The sequence below is a fragment of the Nitrosomonas sp. H1_AOB3 genome (assembly GCF_015709435.1).
Classification (GTDB): domain Bacteria; phylum Pseudomonadota; class Gammaproteobacteria; order Burkholderiales; family Nitrosomonadaceae; genus Nitrosomonas; species Nitrosomonas europaea.
In genome coordinates, this window is sequence record NZ_CP054389.1 from 111,726 (window position 1) to 129,163 (window position 17,438).

Below are 17,438 nucleotides of genomic sequence, written 5' to 3' on the forward strand. Positions count from 1 at the left end.
AACTGGGAGATGCCTCTCGATTGTTTTCACCAGTTGAATCGTATACCACCATAAATTGCCCGGCCGTAGCCGGAGTTGAAGAGTGCCGAGGTGGCATCGGCAGAGCCGGAAGTAATCGTGGTCGAGATGTAGCGGGTATCGAGCAGATTGCGTCCTTCGAGGTAGCCGGACCATCCTTTACCCGGGTCATAGCCGATTCTGAAGTTCAGGAGCGCGTATGAGCCGATGGTGAGACTGTTGGCGTTATCAGCGTAGTAGGCTCGTGGCATCCATTCGACATTCGGGCCGGCGTGGAATCCATTCGGGTACTTGTAGAGCACTTCTGCGCGCAGGTAGTGGGGTGGTACGCCAGGCAGCTTGTTGTTGCCGTAGCGGGTGTCATCGTCAAAAAAGAAATCGTTGTAGGTGTAGGCTACGTCGAGCCAGAGAAGATCTTTCCGGGTGGCGATTCCCTTGAGAAATGCGGCACCAAATCCCAGTTCGATTCCCTGATGTACGGTACGATCCGCATTGACTACCGTACACGGGCTGAACGGCGACGTTCTCAGGCATTGCAGCTCATTTCTGAGATGGGCGCGATAGAAGGCGATATCCCATTTGAAATCGGCTCTGCGCCCGCGTGTTCCGATTTCGTAGGTGGTGGCAGTCTGGGCATCGAGTTCCGAGCTGGCAGGTGTCATGAATGTATTCGTGTCGAAGGTCGGTACTTCCGCACTGCGTGAGATATTGGCAAAGATCTGTACATCAGGAGCAATGTCCCACAACAATCCTCCTCTGGGGCTGAAGATGCTGTAAGCGCGGCGACCCGACTGGTCGCCATCCGTCAGGAAACGGTCATTCCGGTCGCGAATCGCATGCAGGAACTGCCCGCCGGCAACAAGCGCGACGTTCTGCAGGAAGTAGAAACTGTTTTCCGCATAGATTGAATAGTTCTGTGATTTATCCACCGTGGACATGGCCAGTGCCCCTTTCACCGCATCTCCCGGGTTGATGTATTCTTTGTAGTTGATTTTACCGTTATGAACGTTTGCACCCGCGACGAAGCGGTTGCGGAAGCCGGCGATCAGACGGTCATCGGTTGCACGGGCGAAGCCGCCGTAGTCATGGACATAGTAATCCAGGTACCGGTAGATAGGATGATCCACATGACGATGGTGGCCAAAGAGACCAAAGTCGACCGTGGTGGAGCCGAAGCGTAGCGTAGTCTTGTTGGCGAGCCGTACTGAATCGATGTTGCGTTGCTGATCCTGTCGTATGAACTCGGGATCGGCGCTGCGTGGTGAATCCAGCGCCATGCGCTTGGTCAGCTCGCCTGGTAAACGCTGGCGCCATGTATTTGCGTTCAGGTAAAAGCGTGTCTCGGCATCCGGTGAGAATCGATAACCGAAGTTGGCGCTGCCCAGTACCATGTGGCCGTTGCTGTGATCGCGATAGCCATCCTCGCGCTGTGCCGATGCAGTGATGAAATAATCATACGGACCGTGGACTCCACCTGTGCTTGCCTGCCCTTTCATATAGCCGAAACTGCCTGTATCCACTCGCCCGCTGAACCGGGAAGCATCATAACCTGTCGGTGTGACGAAGTTGATTGCGCCACCGAGAGAGTTGGCTCCGTAACGCAGTGCATTGGCACCCTTGAACACTTCGACGTAGCGGTAAGCACCTGGATCGATTTCGAAGACATCGAACAGGCCATCGGCAGTGTTGATCGGGATGCCGTCCATATACATATTGATGCCACGGTTGCCGTAGTTGCGCGTCAGTCCGGAGCCGCGGATCGATATCCTGTTGTCGATATTCGATTTGGGTTGGGCGATGACACCGGGTATCCAGCCGACGATGTCCTTGATGGTTTGTGCCGGTGTACTTTTGAATCGGGTATCGGATATGACTTCGACGGCACCGGGTGTGTACTGGATATTGGCCGTTGCCTGTGCGGTATTCGGAACGGTTAGTGAGGCTTCGTTACCGGCCGTGGATGAATCAGTGGTGATGGTGATTTCGGGTAAAACCGTATTGGCAGCAGCCTGGCTGATGACGACCATGCTGTTATCGACCATCTCGTACTTCAACCGGTTTTTATTCAGTACCTGGTTCAATGCTTCTGCCAGTGTGAAGTTGCCGTGTAGAGGTGGAGAAAGATGATTCCGGGTGATTTCATCCGCATAAATCAGCTTGATGCCGGTGATATTGGCCAGGTGATTCAGTGTGGAAGAAAGAGGTTGTGCGGGAAGATCGAAGGAATAATGGGTGGTTTCATTTTGTGCATGGGCCGTATTCACCCATAGCAGAAGCAGTAGCGGAAATAATCCGGCAATAGATTTCATAGTATTTTTCTCCAGTCAGGAAGGTATAAAGGTTTCTGATGTCCTGTCTGGTAAGACGTGAAAAACACGATGAACTGGTCACATTTTTTTATTTATCCGGTCGATCAGCAGGGTTTGCCCGTCCGGCAGTTTTTTTACCCTGACTGGTAAAGCCTTTTCCAGGCTGCTGAGGAAAAGTGGCAGATCACGGGTGCCGAATGTTCCGCTCAGCGTCTCGTGTGCAATGGCGGGGTCAGTAAAAATGAAGTGTACCGGGTGATAGCGTTCCAGCTCGGCTGTGACTGCTGCCAGAGGAGTCTGGCGGAATATCAGCCGCCCGTGCTGCCAGGCTGCGATCTGTTCGGTATTGACCGGGCGGAGGATCGCATGATCACTGCGAGAGGAATAGTGTTGCTGATACCCTTCATCCAGACGTACACCATCGATTTCCACCGCACCTTCCAGTACCGTGATCGAGATCTCGTCTTGTTGTTTGTGTATGTTGAACCGGGTGCCGATATCACGGATCTGCAATTTGTCCGTATGCACGACAAAAGGACGCCAGGTCTCGTGCGCAACGTCGAAAACGGCTTCTCCCGTATCCAGCGTGATTTTGCGCTGCAGGTAAGAAATGCGGACGTGCAGACGAGTGGCCGTATTCATGTTGATACGGCTGCCATCCGCCAGGGAGATGAGGCGCTGCTCTCCTAATCGGGTGGAATAAGTGATGGTTTCAGCGCTGTATTCCAGCCAGCCGATACTCATCAAAGCAGATGAAATCAGGAAGAACAGTGCCCAGCCGAGTATGCCGGCCGGCTGGTGTTTTGGGCGGCGCTGTCTGGCTTCACGCAAACCGGGGATATCGGGTGTTTCTTTCAGTCTGTCTGTTTCAGACCATAAGCGTTCAGCATGCGCATAGGCTGTCTGATGAGCTTCATTTTTACAGAACCAGCGGTTGAATTTTCGCCTGTCCTTATCCGTACAGTGTTCAGACTGTAATAGAAAGAACCACTTCAGTGCCTGTTTGAGCAGCTGTTCGTCAGGAGGGCCGGAAGCGGGCATACAGTATCACCGGATGACTATCTGGTTCATGCTGCGGTGGCAACGCAGCATGGCCTGTACCAGACGTCGTTGCACGGTTTTTTCGGAAATATTGAGGCGGATGGAGATTTCACTGTAACTGAGCCCATCGATTTTACGCAGCAGAAAAACATCGCGGCAACCTTGCGGCATGGAGGCAATCGTGTCCAGCAATAGTCTGCACTGCTGCCGGAGGTTCACGATTTCATGCGGCTGGAGCAGCGGGCAGGGCAGTGTCTCATCGAGCAGCAGATATTCTATTTTATTTGCAGGATTACGCTGGTGATCCATGGCCAGATTATGGCCGATCCGGAACAGATAAGCGGACAGGCTCAATATATTCGATAAATCGCGGTGGCCCAGTAACCGGATATAGGCTTCCTGGGCGAGATCAGCTGCGGTTTCACGGCAACCGACCAGACGAGTGATGCGACTGATCAATTGTGACTGGTATTGTTTATAAAGTGCTGTAAATACGGGGGAATCCGATGAAGACATGATGCAGTCGCGAAAAGAGGTGTGTAACTATTGTTTGTCCGGATCAAATTATCCGGACAAAAGCAGGAAATGAGAATGCGACAAATTGTCGCAGGGAAGAATGCCCGGGTAAGTGCCGGTAACCGGATCATCGATGCAGTGCTCATTCTGCACACAATCGAGTGGTATCCCGGGCACCTTGCGTACTGATCGCTGGAAGGATGACGGCTTATCTGGACGGTATCCGAAGATGCGGATAGGGAGAAGGTGTCCCGGGCGGGATCAGCGGATCATTGCCCCAGGCGGGATAGCCATCCGTCAGGGTATTCATGAATGCGATGAGTGCTGTTCTTTCTTCTGCTGTCAGATTCAGATTGCCAAACTCGTTACTGACGTTTCGCCCGACTTCGGGCAATGGCCAGCACTGAGATGGAAACCGGGGTGAAGTGTTATCGCAATCGTGCGGCAATGCATCGCGTGTATTGTAAAAATGTACGATCATTGCCAGAGATGCAAAAACGCCATTATGGCCATACGGGGCGGTAACCGCCACGTTGCGCAAGGACATGACTTTATGTTTGCCGATTTGTAAACCTGATTTATCGCGTTTCTGAATGTCTGCCCGTCCGCCAAGGCCCAGATCAGGCTCGGGCGATCCGGGGATTTTCATGTTGCGGGGTGCACCGATGTTTTCATAGCCAAAGTTGGTGAACAAGGGCGGAACAGCGATGTTCCCTTTTTTATCGAATGTACTTTCCACGGGATGACAAACTGCGCAATTGCCTTTCTGCGGATCTTTGAAAAGATCGAATCCCAGTTGTTCGACAGGCGTAAATGACGTTGTTCCGGCGAGAACATAGTCAAACTTGGAGTTGAATTTACTGAATGATCTGTCTCGTTCGAAGGCGGCAACAGCTTGGGCCATGCTCTGAAAAACCTTCTCTACCATTTTGTCCGACTGTTTTTTGAGTGGTAGTGAAATACCGTAAATTTTTCTGAACAGCTTGCGGTAAGTGGCATTCTCACTCAGACGATTGACAACGTCGGCAGCGTTGGGCATTGCCATTTCGACCGGATTGAGGAAAGGTTCCTTCGCTTGTGCCGTCAGATCTCCGGCGCGGCCGTTCCAGAAGAATCCTCCGCTATAGGCGTTCAGGCTTTTATCCCATTTGAACTTCGGGCTGAAGGCCGCATAGCCGACACTGGGTGTATTCAGTGTGCCGTTGAAAGGCAAGTTGGTTTCGGGATCGATGTCGGAGCCTTTCGATACGGGAGAGCCTGCGGTGACATTGTCAGGATCGACGAAGCCTGGCACCGCCGGCAGACCCGGCTTTGTGACCGGGCTCAGGCTGTGGCAGGTTTCGCAAGACTGATTCCTGTTCAAGGATAAATTTTTATCCTTGAAAATAAGTTCTCCCAGCATTATTTCTTCAGACCGCATCGCTTTTTTGTCACCTGCAACGCTCAAACCGGTATAAAACAATAAAAAGACAACCAGTATTTTGTACATAAACTCGATAATCCCTCGTTGGAATAATGACAGCGCGTGAAATTATCCGGACAACGAAAGGAAATGAGAATGTGACAAATTGTCGCAGAGAGGGGGCGGTGGAACACGAGCTGCTGCCGGATTGCCGATGCGGCAACATCATTCAAGGGCGCCAGCCATAGCGATTTTATCTGATGCACGTATACTGGGTATTGCCGGCATGCAGTTATCGGTCCGGCGATTTTCCAAGGAGCAAAATTATGAAAGCGACACAACTTTTGCATAATCTCGGCCAGAGTCTCTGGCTCGATAACATTACACGTGATTTATTGACTAACGGCACACTCAAGCGTTACGTCGACGAGCTTTCGGTAACGGGATTGACTTCGAACCCGACCATATTCAACCAGGCAATCAGAAACAGCAGTGCTTACGAAGCGGGAATCCGTTCAGGTTTGGAACAGAGTAAATCGAGTGAGGAGATTTTTCTTGATCTGGCGCTGGAAGATCTGACCCGGGTTGCCGATCTGTTGAAGCCGGTTTACGATCGTACCAATGGTGTTGACGGATGGGTGTCGCTGGAGGTATCTCCCCTGTTGGCCTACGATACCGCCAGTACCATAGTGGCTGCAAAGGAAATCTGCAACCGGGCGGCCCGGCCGAATCTGCTGATCAAGATTCCGGGAACCCGGGAAGGTCTGCCTGCCATTGAAGAAGCCATTTTTGCGGGGATACCGATCAATGTGACGTTGCTGTTCAGTCGTGAACAGTATGTGGATGCAGCCGAGGCGTTTTTGCGCGGTATCGAACGGCGCATCGATGCCGGTCTCAACCCTGATGTGATGTCCGTTGCTTCTTTGTTCGTCAGCCGGTGGGATGTTGCAGTTGCCGGCAAGGTTCCGGAAACGTTGCGCAACAGGCTGGGTATTGCGATTGCCGGACGTACTTATAAAGCTGCTCGTGATCTTTTTGACTCACCGCGCTGGTTGCGTGCCTACAATGCCGGTGCACGGCCGCAGCGCCTGTTATGGGCAAGCACGGGGACCAAAGATCCTGCTGCTTCGCCAGTTCTGTATGTGATGTCACTCGTCGCTCCCTTTACGGTCAATACGATGCCTGAAGCTACCTTGAAGGCACTTGCGGACTATGATGATCAGAGCCTCGACTATATGCCTGATGATGGCGGAGATTGTGAACAGGTTCTGGAACAGTTTGCCAGAGCAGGGGTTGATATCGATGCGCTGGCAATTCGACTCCAGCAGGAGGGAGCAAAAGGATTCGTGACTTCCTGGCAGGAATTGATGGCGGTGATTGATTCGAAATGCACTGCCCTGAAGAGGGGAAAAACGGATTGAGGAACCTCTGAAAAAACTACCTGCGTTGCCATTTCTGCGTTAAAAGTCGGCTCAAAAGGCTCATTTGCCATTATGAACTCCGCTTTTTACTCGGCGTTAGCGTCTCGCCCTACGGGCCAGCCTCATGGCTGTCCGCTACGCGTTGCTTGCGTCGCCGATTTTGCCTTGAACTGACTCTGTCTTGCTGACGTTTTTCAGAGGCTCCTCAGAGCCTGTTTAAGATATCAGATGTGCTGACGGTGTCCGCTATTATGGTCGGGAACCGGCAGAAATACCGGGTGGCCATTCGTTATCACCATCAGGGTGCAGTCCATTTCCAATCCCTGATTTCCGGCATATCTTCACCGTGACGATTGATGTATTCGCGGTGCTCGACCAGTTTGTCACGCATGATTTGTCTGAGATAGGCCGCTTTGTATCCCAGATGGGGAACACGGTCGATGACATCATCGACCAGATGGAAACGATCCATGTCGTTGAGTACCGTCATATCGAACGGTGTAGTAGTGGTTCCTTCTTCTTTATAGCCGCGCACATGCAGATTAGCGTGGTTGGTACGGCGGTAGGTCAGGCGGTGAATCAGCCAGGGATAGCCATGGTAGGCAAAGATGATAGGTTTGTCTGTAGTGAACAGGGTATCGAATTCCCTGTCGGAAAGTCCTTGTGGATGTTCCCGGTCATGCTGCAGCGTCATCAGATCAACGACATTGATCACACGGATACGCAGGTCGGGCAGATGTTCCCGCAGGATGCTGACAGCGGCCAGGACTTCGATGGTGGGAACATCTCCGGCGCAGGCAATGACGACATCCGGTTCGCCAGCCTGATCATTGCTGGCCCATCCCCAGATACCAATGCCGGCCGTGCAGTGTTTGATCGCGGCATCCATATCCAGCCATTGCAGTTGTGGCTGTTTGCCGGCGACGATGACGTTGACGAAATTGCGGCTGCGCAGACATTTGTCCGTAATGTACAGCAGGCAATTCGCATCAGGTGGCAGATAGATGCGGATGGTATCGGCTTTTTTGTTGATCACATGATCGATAAAGCCGGGGTCCTGGTGAGAGAAACCATTATGATCCTGACGCCAGACATGGGAAGTCAGCAGGTAATTGAGTGAGGCGATGGGTCTGCGCCATGGAATTTCCTTGCTGACTTTCAGCCATTTGGCATGCTGGTTGAACATCGAATCGACGATGTGAATGAAGGCTTCATAGCAGGAAAACAAGCCGTGTCGCCCGGTCAGCAGGTAACCCTCCAGCCAGCCCTGGCAGGTATGTTCACTCAGGATTTCCATTACCCGTCCATCCGGTGCCAGGTGCTCATCCTCGGGAAGCGTTTCGGCAAGCCAGGTTTTGGGTGTGGCGTCATACAAGCTCCCGAGCCGGTTGGAAGCCGTTTCATCCGGTCCGAATACCCGGAAATTACAGGTTTTCAGATTCAGGCACATGACATCCCGCAGGAAACTGCCCATGATCCGGGTCGATTCGGCTTCGATCTGACCAGGTTGCACGATTTCGACCGCATATTTCCGGAAATCCGGCATACGCAATTGCTTTATCAGTGATCCGCCATTGGCATGAGGGTTGGCGCCCATTCGACGATTGCCGAGTGGTGCCAGCGCCTGCAGGGGTTCGATCAGCCGGCCTTGAGTATCGAATAATTTCTCCGGGCGGTAACTTCTGAGCCAGGCTTCGAGTTGCTGGATATGTTCCGGTTTTTTTGCCAGCTCCGAGAGCGGTACCTGATGGGAACGCCAGGAGCCTTCCGTTTTCAGTCCATCGACTGTTGCGGGCCCGGTCCATCCTTTCGGGGTACGCAGGATGATCATGGGCCAGCGAGGGTATTGCGTCACACCATCAAGGCGAGCTCTGGTCTGGATCGATCTGATTTCAGCGAGTACCTGGTCCAGTGTACCGGCCATGAGCTGGTGCATGGTCAGAGGATCTTCTCCTTCGACGATATAGGGCTGATAGCCATAGCCCTGGAACAGCTGATCCAGTTCTTCACGGCTGATACGCGCCAGAATGGTGGGGTTGGCAATTTTATAGCCATTCAGATGCAGGATCGGCAGCACGGTACCATCATGAACCGGGTTGAGAAACTTGTTGGAATGCCAGGCAGTTGCCAATGGCCCGGTTTCGGCTTCTCCGTCACCTACGACACAGGCTGCGATCAAATCCGGGTTGTCGAACACTGCCCCAAAGGCGTGAGAGAGTGCATAACCGAGTTCACCTCCTTCGTGGATGGAACCGGGAATTTCCGGTGTGGCATGACTGCCGATCCCGCCGGGAAAAGAGAACTGGCGAAACAGGTGTTTCATTCCCTGGATATCCTGCGAGATATCGGGGTAGTGTTCGGAGTAAGTGCCTTCCAGGTAGGTATTGGCGACCAGTGCGGGTCCGCCGTGGCCGGGACCAGCGATGTAGATCATGTTCAGATCATCACGCCGGATGATGCGATTGAGATGGGCATAAATGAAATTGAGCCCGGGTGTCGTTCCCCAGTGCCCCAGCAAACGGGGTTTGATATGCTGCAATGTCAACGGGGTCTGCAGCAGCGGGTTATCAAGCAGATAAATCTGGCCGACCGAAAGGTAGTTGGCAGCGCGCCAGTAGGCGTCGATTTTCTGCAGTTCATCCGGAGTGAGAGGGTGCGGGATTTGAGTCATGGCAAATTACCTCATTAAGGTTAAGTCATGGGAGGTGTCCCGGTTCATGCCGCGATGAGTCGCAATGTGTGGCGGGCGATGATGGTTTCTTCATCGGTTGGCAGAACGAGGACCGGTGTATGGCTGTCGGCAGTGCTGATACGGATGGCATTGGCCTGATTGGCAGATTCATCGAGCTCGATCGACAGCCATTTGAGGCGGGCACATATCCGTGTACGGATCTGCGATGCATGCTCGCCGATACCTGCAGTGAAAACCAGACCATCGATCCCTTCCAGTAAGGCTACCATTGCCCCTAACTGACGGCATACCTGCCAGACGAACAGGTCAACGGCCCGTTTGGCGCCGGGATCATTGCTGGCCAGTAACGTGCGCATATCGGCGCTGATACCGGAAACACCCAGTAACCCAGCCTGCCGATGTAACAGATTCGTCAGAGTATCGTGGTTCATTTGTTGTTCCCGCATCAGGTAAAGCAGTACCGCCGGATCGAGGTTGCCGCAACGTGTACCCATCGGCAAACCTTCCAGCGGTGTGAATCCCATGGTCGTGGCGATACTTTTGCCCTGCCGTAAAGCGCACAGGCTGGCACCGTTGCCAAGATGCGCCACTACGATACGTCCTGCTGCCCGGTCGCCCAGATGATCGGGCAGGATGTGGGCAATATACTCGTAGGACAGACCATGAAAACCATAACGCCGGATTCCCTGGTCTGTCAGATGGCCGGGCAGCGCATAAATCTGTTCCTCATCGGGTATGGTACGATGAAAACTGGTATCAAAACAGGCAACCTGTGGTAAATCCGGTCTGAGTCGTCGTAATGCGCTGATTCCTGCCAGGCTGTCGGACTGATGCAGCGGTGCCAGTGGAACCAGTTGCAGCAGTCGGGTGATGACCTGTTCATCGATGAGGACCGGTCGGTCGAATAGCATGCCGCCATGGACGACACGGTGACCTGCTGCTATTGGCTGTCGTTTGTCCGTTCGTGTTTCCAGCCATTGTAAAAGTACCTCTATCGCGTTTTCATGATGGGTAATGTGAAGAGACTTCTGCCAGAGTAGCTCTCCCCGGGAATCCTTGACTTGAAACCGGGATGAAGCATTACCGCCGATCTCGATTTTTCCCCGGCAGATCATCGATATGCTTTCATGTGTCGTTTGATAGAGTGCGAATTTGAGACTGGATGAGCCGGCATTGAGGACGAGAATGGTTTTGTTCATAGTAATTCTCCTGAAAAACAGTTGCCGGGTATTGTTATCGATTTGTGCGATTTTGCTTTTCACCCGATAGATCATTAAAAACGATTCTTATGTCATCATAGGATGGAATGATCGTATGAAGGGTGTATATTGCGGGGTTATATCTGCCTGATTGGCCGGGCATGGCCTGGTCGGTTCAGGAAGCGGGAATTTTCAGGCCTGGTTTTAGATATCCGGGAGATTCATTGATTTTTTCATGAGGAGGTTCGGGAATGAAAGTGATAAATCTTGATCGTTTTGCAAAATGTGTTCTGATGCTATCTTTGGTTGCGTTTGTAGCGGGTTGTGGTGATGAACCGGAAGAAACCACCGCGCAGAATCAGATCGGGGTAACCGAAGAAGCTGTTCAGAGTGATGAGATCGTGACTGGATCAGTACCCGTTGAATCTGGTGAGACCGAGTCTGGCGAAATCATGGAAGAAGAATCACTGGAATCGATTCTGGCAAAAGCAGATGAAATTATCCAGCGTACTGGTGGTGCTTTAAATGGTGAAGTAGAACCTGAACCGGAAGAAACGACTGCGAGTGGCGCTGAAGAAACCGGGTCTGTAGCAGCAGCCCCTGCAACAGATTCAGTAGCAGGATCTGCTGATGATGGTCAGGAAGTCGTCAAAGCCACACCGGATCTGATCCGCAAAGTTCAGCAGGCTTTGACGGATGCCGGTTTGAATCCGGGAGTGGCGGACGGTAAACTGGGGCCACGCAGCAGAGGTGCATTGATCGATTTCCAGAAACAACATGGTTTGGCTGAAGGCAAAATAACCAAAGAAACACTGCGCGAACTGGGGATCGATTTCTGATTGTTCTCAGGTTTTATGGAAATGTCATGAGTCTGCTGAAATCAGTCCCCTGATCTTTACGATCTGGTTCTACAGGTAGCGGCAGACTCATATTTTTGGCTTTCGTCTGGTCTGGAAATAGAATTCTTTCAGAGAAATGTGTAGAATTCACCGCCGTTCAGGCTGTTTGATCATTTATTCCTGAGAAAAAATTTCGTGGCGTTCCTCGTTCAAAAATATGGTGGCACTTCGGTAGGCAGCACCGAGCGCATTAAACAGGTTGCGCATCGTGTGGCTGAGTTTCGGGCGCAGGGGCATGAGCTGGTAGTCGTCGTATCAGCCATGAGCGGAGAAACCAATCGTCTGATTTCGCTGGCAAAAGAGATTCAACCCAATCCTGATCCCCGTGAACTGGATGTCATTCTGTCCACCGGCGAACAGGTAACGATCGGATTACTGGCGATGGCTTTGCGTGAGCTGGGGATCAAGGCAAAAAGCTATACCGGTCCTCAAGTCAGTATCACGACTGACAGTGCCCATACCAAGGCGCGTATCCTGAAGATCGATGAAGACCCCATTCGTGCCGATCTGGCAGCGGGTTACGTGATTATTGTGGCCGGATTCCAGGGCGTTGATGAAACGGGTGATATTACGACGTTGGGGCGGGGTGGCTCAGATACTACGGCGGTTGCACTGGCTGCAGCGCTCAAGGCGGACGAATGCCAAATCTACACGGACGTCAACGGTATTTATACCACTGATCCGCGTGTGGTGCCGGAAGCCCGGAAACTGGATACCATTACATTCGAAGAAATGCTTGAAATGGCCAGCCTGGGCTCCAAGGTGCTGCAAATACGTTCGGTGGAGTTTGCCGGTAAATACAAGGTCAAGCTCAGGGTTCTTTCCAGCTTTGAGGAAGGCGAAGGTACGCTGATCACGTTTGAGGAAGATAACAAGATGGAACAGCCCATAATCTCGGGGATTGCATTTAATCGTGACGAATCGAAAATCACGGTGGTAGGTGTGCCGGATCACCCTGGTATTGCCTATCAGATACTGGGCCCGGTGGCAGATGCCAATATAGACGTCGATATGATCATCCAGAACGTTGGACATGATGATACCACTGACTTTTCATTTACGGTTCACCGGAACGAATATGCCAGAACGATGGATGTACTGAAACAACAGGTATTGCCTCATATCGGTGCGCGTGAAGTCATTGGCGGGGATAAAATCGCCAAGGTCTCGGTGATCGGGGTGGGAATGCGTTCCTATGCCGGTATCGCCAGCAAAATGTTTCGTGTTCTGGCAGAAGAGGGAATCAATATTCGTATGATTGCAACTTCAGAAATCAAAATTTCTGTCGTAGTTGATGAGAAGTATATGGAATTAGCGGTCCGGGTTCTGCACAAAGCTTTTGATCTGGATCAGGTGAATAACACCAGCACAAAAACGTGTTAGTATTACCGACTTTTGCAGCGTAAGCTGATATAAGAATATCACCCACGGAGAGATGGCCGAGTGGTCGAAGGCGCTCCCCTGCTAAGGGAGTATAGGCTCAAAAAGCTTATCGAGGGTTCGAATCCCTCTCTCTCCGCCACCCACCAAATAGTGGAATTCTGGCAGGATCAGTATCCTGCCCGACGAATTCCTGACTACGATCAAAGTATCGAAATATATCCCGATTGAAAGCCGAAGGTCACCATCAAGCGGCTTTTTATGGTGTTCTCGCTCTCCAGTTCATGTAAGTCGCCTGTCTGTGGGCGTTCAGCCATGGACACTACGCAACTGCCTGCAACACGCACTGGCCATCGACTATGTTCTGCGCCCGAACATCATGCTGAACACGGCTTGCTATCATTATCAACAGAAGGATATCGTTGCTGGACCTGACTCAAGTCGGCTGGCAAAATCGATTGCGCCTCAACTTCATGGCCGGTTTTAGGCACGATCTGAATCATCAGTGGCGACATGCCTGCTGTAAGGAAATTGTGAGATCGAGAGTACAGTGGCTGGGTGCTTGCTTATCGTAGTGCGGTGGCGTGAGTATAGCGATTATTATCGCTAGGGCTGTGATCCACCAAAGGGCTGATCTGTCATCATTCTGTCATTATTGCTCTGTATGTTCCTGATGTGGGTTATATCCCTTTTTCCAGTGAGGTGAGAAATGTCTGCAACAGTTCTGGTAGTGGAAGATGAATCGGCGATTCAGGAGCTGATCGCCTATAACCTGCGCAATGCGGGCTATACCGCTGTATGTACAAACAGTGCCGAGCAGGCGGCAGCCATGGTGAATGAGGTGTTGCCCGATCTGGTATTGCTGGACTGGATGCTTCCTGGAAAAAGCGGTATTGAGCTGGCGCGATCGCTGCGACGCGATCCGCGTACCAAACCGATTCCCGTCATCATGCTGACTGCTCGAGTGGATGAGAGAGATAAGGTAATCGGATTGGAAACGGGGGCGGATGATTACGTTACCAAGCCGTTTTCCCCGCGTGAGTTGATTGCCCGGATAAAAGCAGTATTACGCCGGAGCCTGCCTGAAGCTTCCGATGAAATTCTCGATATCGGGGGGGTACAGATCAACCCGATGACACACCGGGTGACCGTTACCGATCTGAGCGATGGTACGCATGAGAAAGAGTTGCTGCTCAGTCCTACCGAATACCGTCTGTTGTATTTTCTGATGGCGCATGCTGAACGTGTGCATACCCGCGCCCAGCTACTGGATCGGGTGTGGGGAGATCATGTTTTTGTCGAAGATCGTACGGTTGATGTGCATATACGCCGGTTGCGCAAGGCGCTGGATGTAGCAGGAAAAGCCGATCTCGTGCAGACAGTCAGAGGGGCGGGGTATCGTTTTTCCACGCGCGGTGAGAGTGAACTCTGAAGACTGGCCTGTACTGGTCAATGGCAGGGCGGTAGGCTATACTGCGCTGACAGGGATCGGGCGAGTTTAGCTGTGGTTGGTAAGTGCAAGAGATTTCCCGGCTTTTCATCTTTTCAAGTGTGACTTAGTTCTCTATAACGGGATGCAACACAGACCGGTTGCGTCCGTCAATCAGTTTTTCCATTTGCAGAGCCATTTCAGGAGGAGTGTTTTCACCTGAAAGCCGTGGCTTTTTTCTGCAACAATTCATGTGGACGATCTAATACGAGGAATTAAAATGAGTATCAAACCCAAAATCATGATTTCTTCGCTCGATGCAGAGCGCCTGGAAATATTGCTGGAAACTCTCTCGCAAAATGCGTTTCCGGGCAGGGATGATCTGGAAGCCGAGCTTGCCCGGGCAGAAGTGGTAGATCCGGAGGAGATTCCACCCACCGTTGTGACGATGAATTCGACTGTCAGATTCAGAGTCGAATCCTCTGCCGAAGAATTCTGCCTGACGCTGGTTTACCCGAAGGATGTCGATACCAGCGGGGAAAAGATTTCGATCCTTGCGCCGGTAGGAAGTGCACTGCTGGGACTTGCACAGGGAGATGAAATCGAGTGGCCCAAACCGGGTGGTGGCGTATTGCGTGTGCGCATCATGGAAGTGACTTATCAGCCGGAGCGTTCCGGTGAATATTACCGGTAAACGGGCTCTTTTCCGGGAGATTCCATGCTGACTGAAGACAGGCCGACCGGGTGACTTGCAAATGATATTTCCTGTTTCTTTCGTACGAAACCGACCATGAATGATCAGCCGACGATTCTGGCCATCGATCAGGGGACGACCAGCACTCGTACCATTCTGTTTTCGGCGGAACTGAAAATCCTTGCAGTGCAACAGAAAGAGCTGAAGTTGCATTATCCGCGCAAGGGCTGGGTCGAGCAGAATCCAGAAACCATCTGGCAGGATACGCTCGAAGTCTGCCGTGCGATCCTGGAACGCACTGCCGGCAGGGCGGAAGCGGTTACTGCCATTGGCATCACCAATCAGCGCGAAACGACCATTTTATGGGATCGTAAGACAGGCAAACCTGTTTATCCTGCCATTGTCTGGCAGGATCGCCGCACTGGTACTGTTTGTGAGCGATTGAGAGCACAAGGATTTGAGCCGATGGTAACAGCCCGAACCGGCCTGCTGTTCGATCCCTATTTTTCTGCAACCAAGATTGCCTGGATATTGGATAACGTTGAAGGCGTGCGTGCCCGGGCAGTAAGGGGTGAACTGGCGTTTGGCACGATCGATTGCTATCTGCTCTGGCATCTGACAGGCGGTCGAGTACATGCCACTGATGTAACGAATGCTGCACGGACATTGTTGTTCAATATCGTCGAACAGCAGTGGGATGCAGACCTGTTGGCATTGTTCGATATTCCGGCAGCGATTCTGCCGGAAGTCCGCGATAATGCTGCCGGATTCGGGGTGACCGACCCGGCTTTGTTCGGTCGGGAAATTCCTGTTGGCGGCATGGCAGGAGATCAGCATGCGGCGCTGATCGGACAAAGGTGCTTCCGGCCGGGCATGGTCAAATCCACCTATGGTACCGGTTGTTTTGCACTCATGAATATCGGTCCGGATTTCAGGCTTTCACGACATCGTTTACTGACCACGCCGGCGTATCGTCTGAATGGCAAGATGGTTTATGCCGTTGAAGGATCGATTTTCGTTGCGGGTGCAGCGATTCAGTGGCTGCGGGACGGGCTGGAATTCTTTCAGGATGCAGCAGCTAGTGAGGCACTGGCGCGCAGTGTGCCGGACAGTAATGAAGTGTATTTCGTACCTGCTTTTACCGGCTTGGGCGCACCCTACTGGCGACCGGATGTGCGTGGCATGATCAGCGGGTTGTCACGTGATACGACCCGGGCGCATATCGTTCGTGCCGCCCTGGAAGCGCAGGGCTATCAGACCCTGGATCTGATGGCGGCAATAGAGGAAGATGGCGGCCATCAGGCCGACGTCATTCGTGTGGATGGAGGGCTGGTGGCAAACGGATTCATGTGTCAGTTTCTCGCTGATATGTTGAACAGACCGGTGGAAGTGCCGAAAGTAACGGAAGCAACGGCACTGGGTGCGGCAATTCTGGCCGGATTGGCAGTGGGGCTGTTCGCCAGGCTGGAAGCAACTGAACATTATTGGCAACGGGATATAATCTACACTCCTGCGATGACGGAAGCTGAAAGAAAGCGACTGTATACCGGCTGGAAAACGGCGATTCAGTCGCTGTTACATACTTCCGGAAATGCTGCTGAACCTGCCACATCAGATTCCCGCCAGTAGGAGCGAGTGTGTGGAACATGCAGAATAAAGCGGAGAAAACCCGTGGTGAATCTGGTATCGCGGATTATCAATCTGACAGGATGAAAACAGACTGGAGTGCGTTTGGTTATGCTGATGAATCTTCCCAATTTTCTGACGTGGCTGCGTATCATGGCAATTCCCCTGTTTGTCGGTATTTTTTATCTGCCGACGGACTGGATGTCTCCGGCCACGCAGAATCTGGTTGCCACCATCGTATTTGCCGGCGCCGCGTTGACCGACTGGCTGGATGGCTATCTGGCGCGGGTGCTCAACCAGACTTCCGCATTTGGTGCCTTTCTCGATCCGGTAGCAGACAAACTGATGGTAGCCGCCGCCCTGATCGTGCTGGTGTATCTGGACCGGCTGGATGCCCCGGTTGCTTTGATCATCATTGGTCGTGAAATTACAATTTCCGCACTGCGTGAATGGATGGCGCAAATTGGCAAATCCAAGAGTGTGGCAGTGTCTTTTCTGGGGAAGATCAAAACGGCTGCGCAAATGGTGGCAATTCCCCTGCTGCTCTATCATGACAGGATCAATGATGCGTTCGATTCACAGACGGTTGGCACCTGGCTGATTTACATTGCAGCTATTCTGACATTGTGGTCGATGATCTACTACCTGAGAGCAGCCATTCCACATGTGATTCATCACAGCCAGCATTGAGATTACTGAAATGGACCACCGGACAGCTTGATAGGGCAGCGATCGATTTATGAGGATCGATTTAGCCGGAAGTTATCGGGGGAGCGAAGGAGCCGTGTCAGGTGCCTGTTCAAACTCGATCA

General features: G+C 52.2%; 13 protein-coding genes and 1 tRNA gene. 8 read left to right on the forward strand and 6 right to left on the reverse strand.

What is annotated here, in order from left to right:
• Nucleotides 1–26: 26 nt before the first annotated feature.
• From HRU73_RS00530 to HRU73_RS00545, 4 genes are all read right to left on the reverse strand, one after another.
• Nucleotides 27–2,327 (reverse strand): TonB-dependent receptor domain-containing protein, encoded by a 2,301-nt coding sequence (locus tag HRU73_RS00530; RefSeq protein ID WP_287399023.1) that lies wholly within the window; start codon nucleotides 2,325–2,327, stop codon nucleotides 27–29.
• Nucleotides 2,328–2,405: 78 nt separating this feature from the next.
• The gene (locus tag HRU73_RS00535; protein ID WP_287399024.1) at nucleotides 2,406–3,368 is read right to left on the reverse strand and encodes a FecR family protein; all 963 of its coding nucleotides are present in this window, start codon (nucleotides 3,366–3,368) and stop codon (nucleotides 2,406–2,408) included.
• Between the two features lie 6 nt (nucleotides 3,369–3,374).
• A complete protein-coding gene (locus HRU73_RS00540; RefSeq protein WP_287399025.1) occupies nucleotides 3,375–3,884 on the reverse strand; it encodes an RNA polymerase sigma factor in 510 nt (169 codons plus the stop codon).
• Nucleotides 3,885–4,092: 208 nt separating this feature from the next.
• On the reverse strand, nucleotides 4,093–5,373 hold the full coding sequence (locus tag HRU73_RS00545) for a cytochrome-c peroxidase (RefSeq protein WP_287399026.1): 1,281 nt from the start codon (nucleotides 5,371–5,373) through the stop codon (nucleotides 4,093–4,095).
• Between the two features lie 239 nt (nucleotides 5,374–5,612).
• Here HRU73_RS00545 and tal point away from each other — a divergent pair, with 239 nt between their 5' ends.
• Nucleotides 5,613–6,707 carry a transaldolase gene (tal, locus tag HRU73_RS00550; protein WP_287399027.1) on the forward strand — a complete coding sequence of 365 codons (1,095 nt, stop codon included), beginning with the start codon at nucleotides 5,613–5,615 and terminating at the stop codon, nucleotides 6,705–6,707.
• A gap of 298 nt (nucleotides 6,708–7,005) precedes the next feature.
• Here tal and HRU73_RS00555 read toward each other — a convergent pair whose 3' ends face one another.
• Together HRU73_RS00555 and HRU73_RS00560 are read right to left on the reverse strand one after the other, a co-directional pair.
• Nucleotides 7,006–9,378, reverse strand: a complete 2,373-nt coding sequence (locus HRU73_RS00555) for a phosphoketolase family protein (protein WP_287399028.1) — start codon at nucleotides 9,376–9,378, stop codon at nucleotides 7,006–7,008.
• Between the two features lie 44 nt (nucleotides 9,379–9,422).
• A complete protein-coding gene (locus HRU73_RS00560) occupies nucleotides 9,423–10,598 on the reverse strand; it encodes an acetate/propionate family kinase (protein WP_287399029.1) in 1,176 nt (391 codons plus the stop codon).
• A 251-nt stretch (nucleotides 10,599–10,849) separates the two neighbouring features.
• Between HRU73_RS00560 and HRU73_RS00565 the strand changes: the two genes are divergently transcribed.
• From HRU73_RS00565 to pgsA, 7 genes are all read left to right on the forward strand, one after another.
• Nucleotides 10,850–11,437, forward strand: a complete 588-nt coding sequence (locus HRU73_RS00565; RefSeq protein WP_287399030.1) for a peptidoglycan-binding domain-containing protein — start codon at nucleotides 10,850–10,852, stop codon at nucleotides 11,435–11,437.
• A gap of 195 nt (nucleotides 11,438–11,632) precedes the next feature.
• Nucleotides 11,633–12,880 (forward strand): aspartate kinase, encoded by a 1,248-nt coding sequence (locus HRU73_RS00570; protein ID WP_011112632.1) that lies wholly within the window; start codon nucleotides 11,633–11,635, stop codon nucleotides 12,878–12,880.
• A gap of 46 nt (nucleotides 12,881–12,926) precedes the next feature.
• Nucleotides 12,927–13,019 (forward strand) — tRNA-Ser (locus HRU73_RS00575).
• A 567-nt stretch (nucleotides 13,020–13,586) separates the two neighbouring features.
• Complete coding sequence (phoB, locus tag HRU73_RS00580) at nucleotides 13,587–14,309, forward strand: phosphate regulon transcriptional regulator PhoB (protein ID WP_287399031.1); 723 nt, start codon at nucleotides 13,587–13,589, stop codon at nucleotides 14,307–14,309.
• A gap of 277 nt (nucleotides 14,310–14,586) precedes the next feature.
• Entirely contained in the window at nucleotides 14,587–15,000 is a 414-nt protein-coding gene (rnk, locus tag HRU73_RS00585; RefSeq protein ID WP_287399032.1) for a nucleoside diphosphate kinase regulator, read from the forward strand.
• Between the two features lie 96 nt (nucleotides 15,001–15,096).
• A complete protein-coding gene (glpK, locus tag HRU73_RS00590; RefSeq protein WP_287399033.1) occupies nucleotides 15,097–16,629 on the forward strand; it encodes a glycerol kinase GlpK in 1,533 nt (510 codons plus the stop codon).
• Nucleotides 16,630–16,737: 108 nt separating this feature from the next.
• Nucleotides 16,738–17,316, forward strand: a complete 579-nt coding sequence (gene pgsA / locus HRU73_RS00595) for a CDP-diacylglycerol--glycerol-3-phosphate 3-phosphatidyltransferase (RefSeq protein WP_287399034.1) — start codon at nucleotides 16,738–16,740, stop codon at nucleotides 17,314–17,316.
• Nucleotides 17,317–17,438 lie beyond the last annotated feature (122 nt).